7 protein-coding genes are annotated in these 5,511 nt (G+C 68.2%); 5 read left to right on the forward strand and 2 right to left on the reverse strand.

Annotated features, from left to right (window positions below; all coding sequences use genetic code 11):
- Positions 1-158 precede the first annotated feature (158 nt).
- From QM582_RS04775 to QM582_RS04790, 4 genes are all read left to right on the forward strand, one after another.
- The gene (locus QM582_RS04775) at positions 159-1,121 is read left to right on the forward strand and encodes a peptidoglycan-binding protein (protein WP_415082222.1); all 963 of its coding nucleotides are present in this window, start codon (positions 159-161) and stop codon (positions 1,119-1,121) included.
- A 10-nt stretch (positions 1,122-1,131) separates the two neighbouring features.
- Positions 1,132-1,770 (forward strand): ABC transporter ATP-binding protein, encoded by a 639-nt coding sequence (locus QM582_RS04780; protein WP_415082224.1) that lies wholly within the window; start codon positions 1,132-1,134, stop codon positions 1,768-1,770.
- A gap of 32 nt (positions 1,771-1,802) precedes the next feature.
- Positions 1,803-2,861 (forward strand): FtsX-like permease family protein, encoded by a 1,059-nt coding sequence (locus tag QM582_RS04785; protein ID WP_415082225.1) that lies wholly within the window; start codon positions 1,803-1,805, stop codon positions 2,859-2,861.
- A gap of 433 nt (positions 2,862-3,294) precedes the next feature.
- Positions 3,295-3,690 carry a YchJ family protein gene (locus QM582_RS04790; RefSeq protein WP_415082227.1) on the forward strand — a complete coding sequence of 132 codons (396 nt, stop codon included), beginning with the start codon at positions 3,295-3,297 and terminating at the stop codon, positions 3,688-3,690.
- Here QM582_RS04790 and QM582_RS04795 read toward each other — a convergent pair.
- The gene (locus QM582_RS04795; RefSeq protein ID WP_415082229.1) at positions 3,660-4,337 is read right to left on the reverse strand and encodes a DUF4386 domain-containing protein; all 678 of its coding nucleotides are present in this window, start codon (positions 4,335-4,337) and stop codon (positions 3,660-3,662) included. The two genes, QM582_RS04790 and QM582_RS04795, sit on opposite strands and share 31 nt — an antisense overlap.
- 51 nt (positions 4,338-4,388) lie before the next feature.
- Here QM582_RS04795 and QM582_RS04800 point away from each other — a divergent pair, with 51 nt between their 5' ends.
- On the forward strand, positions 4,389-5,075 hold the full coding sequence (locus QM582_RS04800) for a TetR/AcrR family transcriptional regulator (protein WP_415082231.1): 687 nt from the start codon (positions 4,389-4,391) through the stop codon (positions 5,073-5,075).
- Positions 5,076-5,081: 6 nt separating this feature from the next.
- Here the strand turns inward: QM582_RS04800 and QM582_RS04805 are convergent.
- The coding region (locus QM582_RS04805) for a response regulator transcription factor (protein WP_415082232.1) at positions 5,082-5,511 on the reverse strand (430 nt) is incomplete at its 5' end.

The raw sequence follows: 5,511 nt of genomic DNA on the forward strand, positions 1-5,511 counted from the left end.
AGGAGACACCGGTCGCGAGGTTGCAGCGCTCGCGGGTAGGTCGCTGGGTGGTTGCAGCGATCTTGGTGGTTGGGTGTGTCACGGCTGCTTTCTGGGCGGGCAGGGTGACCATGCAGCCAGCCGCGACTGTGAGTGACGCCCCGGCGGAGTCTGTCGTGGTGGAGGTCAAGGAACAGACTGTCGGCAAAGTGCTGGACCTGAACGTGACGGTGTCTCAAGGGAAGTCTGCCCTCGCGGTGAACTCGTTGGTCGGCGTGGTGACCTCGGTCGGCAAGTCCGGCTCAAAGAAGGTCGGGGACGTGCTGTATCGGGTTGCTGCAGTGCCGGTGCGGGTCGTGCAGGGTTCCCAGCCGTTCTATCGAGCTTTGAGCTACGGCATGCGCGGCACCGACGTTGCCCAGCTGCGCAACGCCCTGGTCGAGATGAAGTACTTGAGCACGAAGGGGCAGCACTTCGACTCGGCGACCGACCGGGCCGTCCGTGCCTGGCAGAAGAAGCTCGGCCTTCAACAATCCGGCACTGTCGAACTCGGGGAACTGATAGCCGTCCCCCGGCTACCGAGCACCGTGCTGCTGGACGCGAAAGTGCTGCGGTTGGGTACGATCTTCTCGGGCGGCGAGAAGGTGGCGTTCACCGCAGGGAAACCGTCCTTCGCCCTCGTGATTTCCAGCGACCAGGCCAGGCTGGTTCCACGGGATGCGACGGTATCTATGGAGTTCCGCGGCAAGAAGTGGACGGCGGTCGTCAACAGTTCGACCACCACCGAGAGCGGCGACACGCGGCTGCTATTGTCCAGCCCCTCCGGTGGGCCTGTTTGCGGCAAGAGCTGCGATCTGGACATCGCAGGTGAGGACATCTTTGTCATGTCTCAAGTCCAGGTCGTACCGCCCGCGACCGGACCGGCCGTCCCCGTGGCGGCACTGCTCACCAATCCCGACGGATCGACCCAGGTCACTGTTGTGAGCGCTGACGGTACGCGCACATCGCGGACGCTCACGGTGCTGGGTTCCCAGGACGGTGTCGCGGTAGTCAAGGGAGTCACGGTCGGCGAGCATGTCCAGGTACTGGCCGCTGGCACCCAGTCGATGGCGCCGCCGGCGCAGCCGAGCCCTGGCCGCTGAGGATACAGCGATGATGAGCCTCACCGACGTGTCGTTCGCCTACCGCAAGGGGGGTGAAGAGCTGTTCGGGGGGTTGACCCACGAGTTCACCCCGGGTGCGGTGACCGCGGTCACCGGTCCGTCAGGGCGTGGAAAGTCGACGTTGCTGTATGTGCTGGGCCTGCTACTCACCCCGACTACTGGTTCGGTGGTCCTCGACGGCCGCCCTGTTTCTCACGTCAGTGACTCCGAACGCGCATTCATCCGATCCAGGCGGATCGGGTTCGTGTTCCAGGATTCCGAGCTGGACCCGACCCGCAAGGTGATCGATTCGGTGGTCGAACCCGCCTTGTACGCCGGTGGGCGGCGATCGGAGCAACTACCGCGGGCACAGGAATTGCTGAGACGATTTGGACTGGCCGAGCGCGCTGAGCACCGCCCCGGGCAGGTATCCGGTGGTCAGGCCCAGCGTCTGGCCGTCTGTCGCGCGCTGATCAACTCCCCAGACGTCATACTCGCCGATGAGCCGACGGGGAACCTCGACCGGGACAATGCGGCCCTGGTCCTCGATGCTCTGACCGGGACTGCCCGGCTCGATGCAAGCACAGTGATCATTGCCAGTCACGACCCGTTCGTCCTGGAGCAGGTCGATGAGGTGGTGCAGCTGTGAGGTTGGGGACTCAGGTTCGTGAAGCGCTCAGTATGACCTGGGCCGCAAAAGTACCTTCGCTGCTGATCGTGGTGGTGGTCGCGGCCATGTGCTTCACCTCGCTCGCCACCATCGGCCGCTCGGCCGCCGCTGTGGCCGAAGTCGCCCACAGGCTGGAGCAAGCCGGCGCCCGCAAACTCACCGTGGTCGACGCCAAGAGTCTGGGCTTCATCAACACAAGGACGCTCGGCACCATCCAAGGCATGTCGACCATCGAGCAGGCCAACGCCCTGGGGGCGCCGTTCGACGTGGTCAACGGCGCGGTCGGTCCGGGTGGGGTTCGGATACCGGTATGGCCTGTCCTCGGCGACATTGCTGACGTGGTGGCAACCGTCCGTGGAAGGCTGCCACAGCCCGGTGAAGTGCTGGTTTCCTCCGCGCTGCTCTCCACGCTCAACCTGGCGGAACCAGTCGGCTACCTGGAAACTGCCGACGGCCTCACCCAGTACCCCATCGTCGGTTCGTTCACCCCCACCGATTCCAACGCCGATCTAGCGGCGGGGGCTCTTATGGCCGCCACCCCAGACCAGCCGGGGCGTGAACTACGAGCGCTGATCAACAGCATCACCACCACGCGGCCGACGGTCTCCGCCGTGCTGGCGGTGCTGGCACCGTCCGATCAGCAGGGCGTCTACGTCGAATCGCCGGCCACCCTGGCCGAAACCGCCCGAGATCTGAACAATCAACTGGCCGACGCTGGCCGGACGCTGCTACTCCTCATTCTCGCCATCGGCGGACTGTTCGTCGCCACCGTCGTGTTGACCGATGTTCTGGTACATCGTCGCGATCTCGGACGTCGCCGCACCCTCGGCATCACCCGACCCGACCTCATCACCCTGGTCACCGGACGTGCCGCGATCACCGCCACAATCGGTGCGATCCTCGGCTGCACAGCCGGGGTCCTCTACAACCTGACCATCGGTATCGCGACACCCATCGCGTTCACCATCGCGGTCGGAACCCTCGCCGTGCTGACCGCGGCCCTCGTCGCCCTTGCCCCCGCCGCATTCGCGGCCAGACTCGACCCCGTCACCGTCATGAGAACCCCCTGAGGACCCGGCCCTGCTGACAGATGCTCGATCAGGCGTCCAGCTCCAGGCAGGCCATGGAACCGTGCCGCCCGGCCGGAGTTGCACCCGCAGCCCCTCCACGAAGCCGACCTACTGCCGACCAGGTGTAGGAATCCCAGGCAGACCACAGTCTCGAAGCAGCCCGGCTCGAACGGCAGCGCAAAGGCGTCCGCCTGCACGAAGCGAGTCTCCGGCCGGGTGCGCGGCGCGCGAACGTCGCGTAGTCGGCAGGATCGGTGGCCCAGGCCAACCGGTTGTAGAGCCGACCATCGCGTCGTAGGCCACCGCGCGCCGGTCGTACACCGATCCGGGAGCATCCCAGGCCGATTCGATGACCGGTTCGGTGTTCACCCGCACCCTCCCTCCGGTTGCTGACGCCAGCCTACGACCGGCGCGGCATGGCACCATGGTCGCGATGACCGATCTGCCCGGCACCGCCGACTGCCCCTGCGGCGGCGGACGCTACGCCGACTGCTGTGCCCCGTTCCTGCGTCGGGAGGCCTGGCCGGCCACCGCCGAGGCACTGATGCGGTCGCGCTACACCGCCTTCGCGCGGAACGACGCCGACTACCTGCTGCGCACCTGGCATCCGCGCACCCGTCCGGAGTCGCTGGAGTTGGACGACCGGCGCTGGGACGGGCTGGAGATCGTCGAGCGCACCGACGGGGCCGAGGACGACCTGATGGGCATCGTCGGGTTCGTCGCGCACTGGAGCCACCGCGGACGCCGCGGCTCGCTGGTCGAACGCTCCGCCTTCGTCCGTCGCGGCGGACGCTGGGTCTATCTGGCCGCCACCCCCGAGTCGGAGTAGGGGACGCCGCCCACCGCGTCCGGGGTGACGGTTCGCAGCCCGCGGGCGGTCAGCCACAAGCCCAGGGCGAGTTCCCACACGGCGATCGGCAGGGCGCCGACCAATCCCCACACCGACACCTGATCGAACCAGCCCAGCAGGGTGCCCATGGCGCTCAGCACCAACAGCGGCGCACCGATCAGCCCGACCGTCGGGATCGCGCGCGGCAGTAGCCGCGCACCGAGCAGCAGGCTGCCCAACAGCGCCGCGTTGACCGCCGGCAGCAGCCCGGGACCGAGCAGGAACGCCCAGTCGTGCAGCCCCACCAGGGCACCGGCCGCGACGTCCGAACGACCCACGCTCAGCACCGCCAGCATGCTGGTGACGCCGAGCAGGATCACCGCCGCCTCCACGGTGCGGGAGGCGACGAAGCCGAGCGCCAGCGCCTCGCGGTGGCGCCGGACCACCGGGTACAGCGCGATCGCCGTGCCCACACAGCAGGCCGCCAGGACGATCTCCAGCGCCGCAGCCCAGCGCACGGCGCCCGGGTCGGCGCCGAGAAGACCGTCCAGATAGGGCTGCTTGAGCGCCAGGGCAGGCATCGAGGTCACGAAGGTCAGCAGATAGAGAATCCCTGCCGACAAGGTCAATCGTCTCTCGGTAGTCACTCGAACCTCCTGGTGTACGGCGTACACTCAGGCTAGGTGTACGCTGTACACATGTCAACGTCGCGGGCAGATCGGCCTTCTCTCGATCGAGAACGGGTGCTGACCACGGCGGTCGCACTGGCCGACGACGGCGGGCTCGACACGGTGAGCATGCGGGTGCTGGCCGCCGAGCTCGGGGTGGTGCCGATGGCGCTGTACAAGCACGTCGCCGGCAAGCAAGCCCTGCTGTCCGGCATGATCGACGCCGTGGTCGCCGGCTATCCACGACCCGGCAAGCGGCTGAGCTGGCGCGACTCGGTGCGGTTCCGCATTCTGGCCGCGCGCGACGCCCTCGCCGTCCACCCCTGGCTGCGCACCGCGATCGAGACCAGCCGGCAGCGAACGCCGGCCGTGCTGGCCCATATGGACGCGATCGCCGGAGAGTTCCTCGCCGGCGGCCTGTCCGCCGACCTCACCCACCATGCGATGCACGCGCTCGGCCACCGCATCTGGGGGTTCAGTCCGGAGGCCTTCGACGACAGCGTCACGGCCCCCAGCCCGCTGGAGCGTGCCGCCTCCGAACACCTGATCCGGGAGCGCTTCCCGCACATCGTGGCGATCACCCTGGACTCGCTGGAGCGCACCGGTGGCGCCGGCTGCGACCGGCAGTACGAGTTCGAGTTCACCCTCGAACTGCTGCTGGACGCCTTCGACCGGCTGCACCTGGCCGGCTGGTCGTCCACACCGGCGTCCGGCTGAGCACCCCTACCGGGTCGGTTCGACGAACCAGCCGCTGGGCCCGAGCGCCGCACCCAGCCGGGGCACGTACTGGTCGAAGTAGACCCGGGCGATCAGCTCCCGCCGGCTGCGCACCCCGGCCTTCTCGAAGACCGCCTTCAGGTGGTCCTGCACGGTGTAGGTCGACAGGAACAGTTGGGCGGCGATCTCCTTGGTGTCCAACCCCTGCAGCACCAGCCGGGTGATGTCGCGCTCGCGCGGGGTGAGGCCGAACGCCGCCACCACCAGCGGCACGATCTCAGGCGGACGCGCCTCTTCGATGGTGACCACCACCTGGCCGCTGGGCCCGGCGGCGCCGACCAGCGGGGACGCGTGCAGCACCAGCCATTGCCCGCCCGGCCCGCGCACCCGGGCCCGCGGCGACGCGCCGATCTCGCCCCGGGCGTAGCGCTGCGCC

It is taken from the genome of Micropruina sp. (assembly GCF_047607385.1).
GTDB lineage: Bacteria > Actinomycetota > Actinomycetes > Propionibacteriales > Propionibacteriaceae > Micropruina.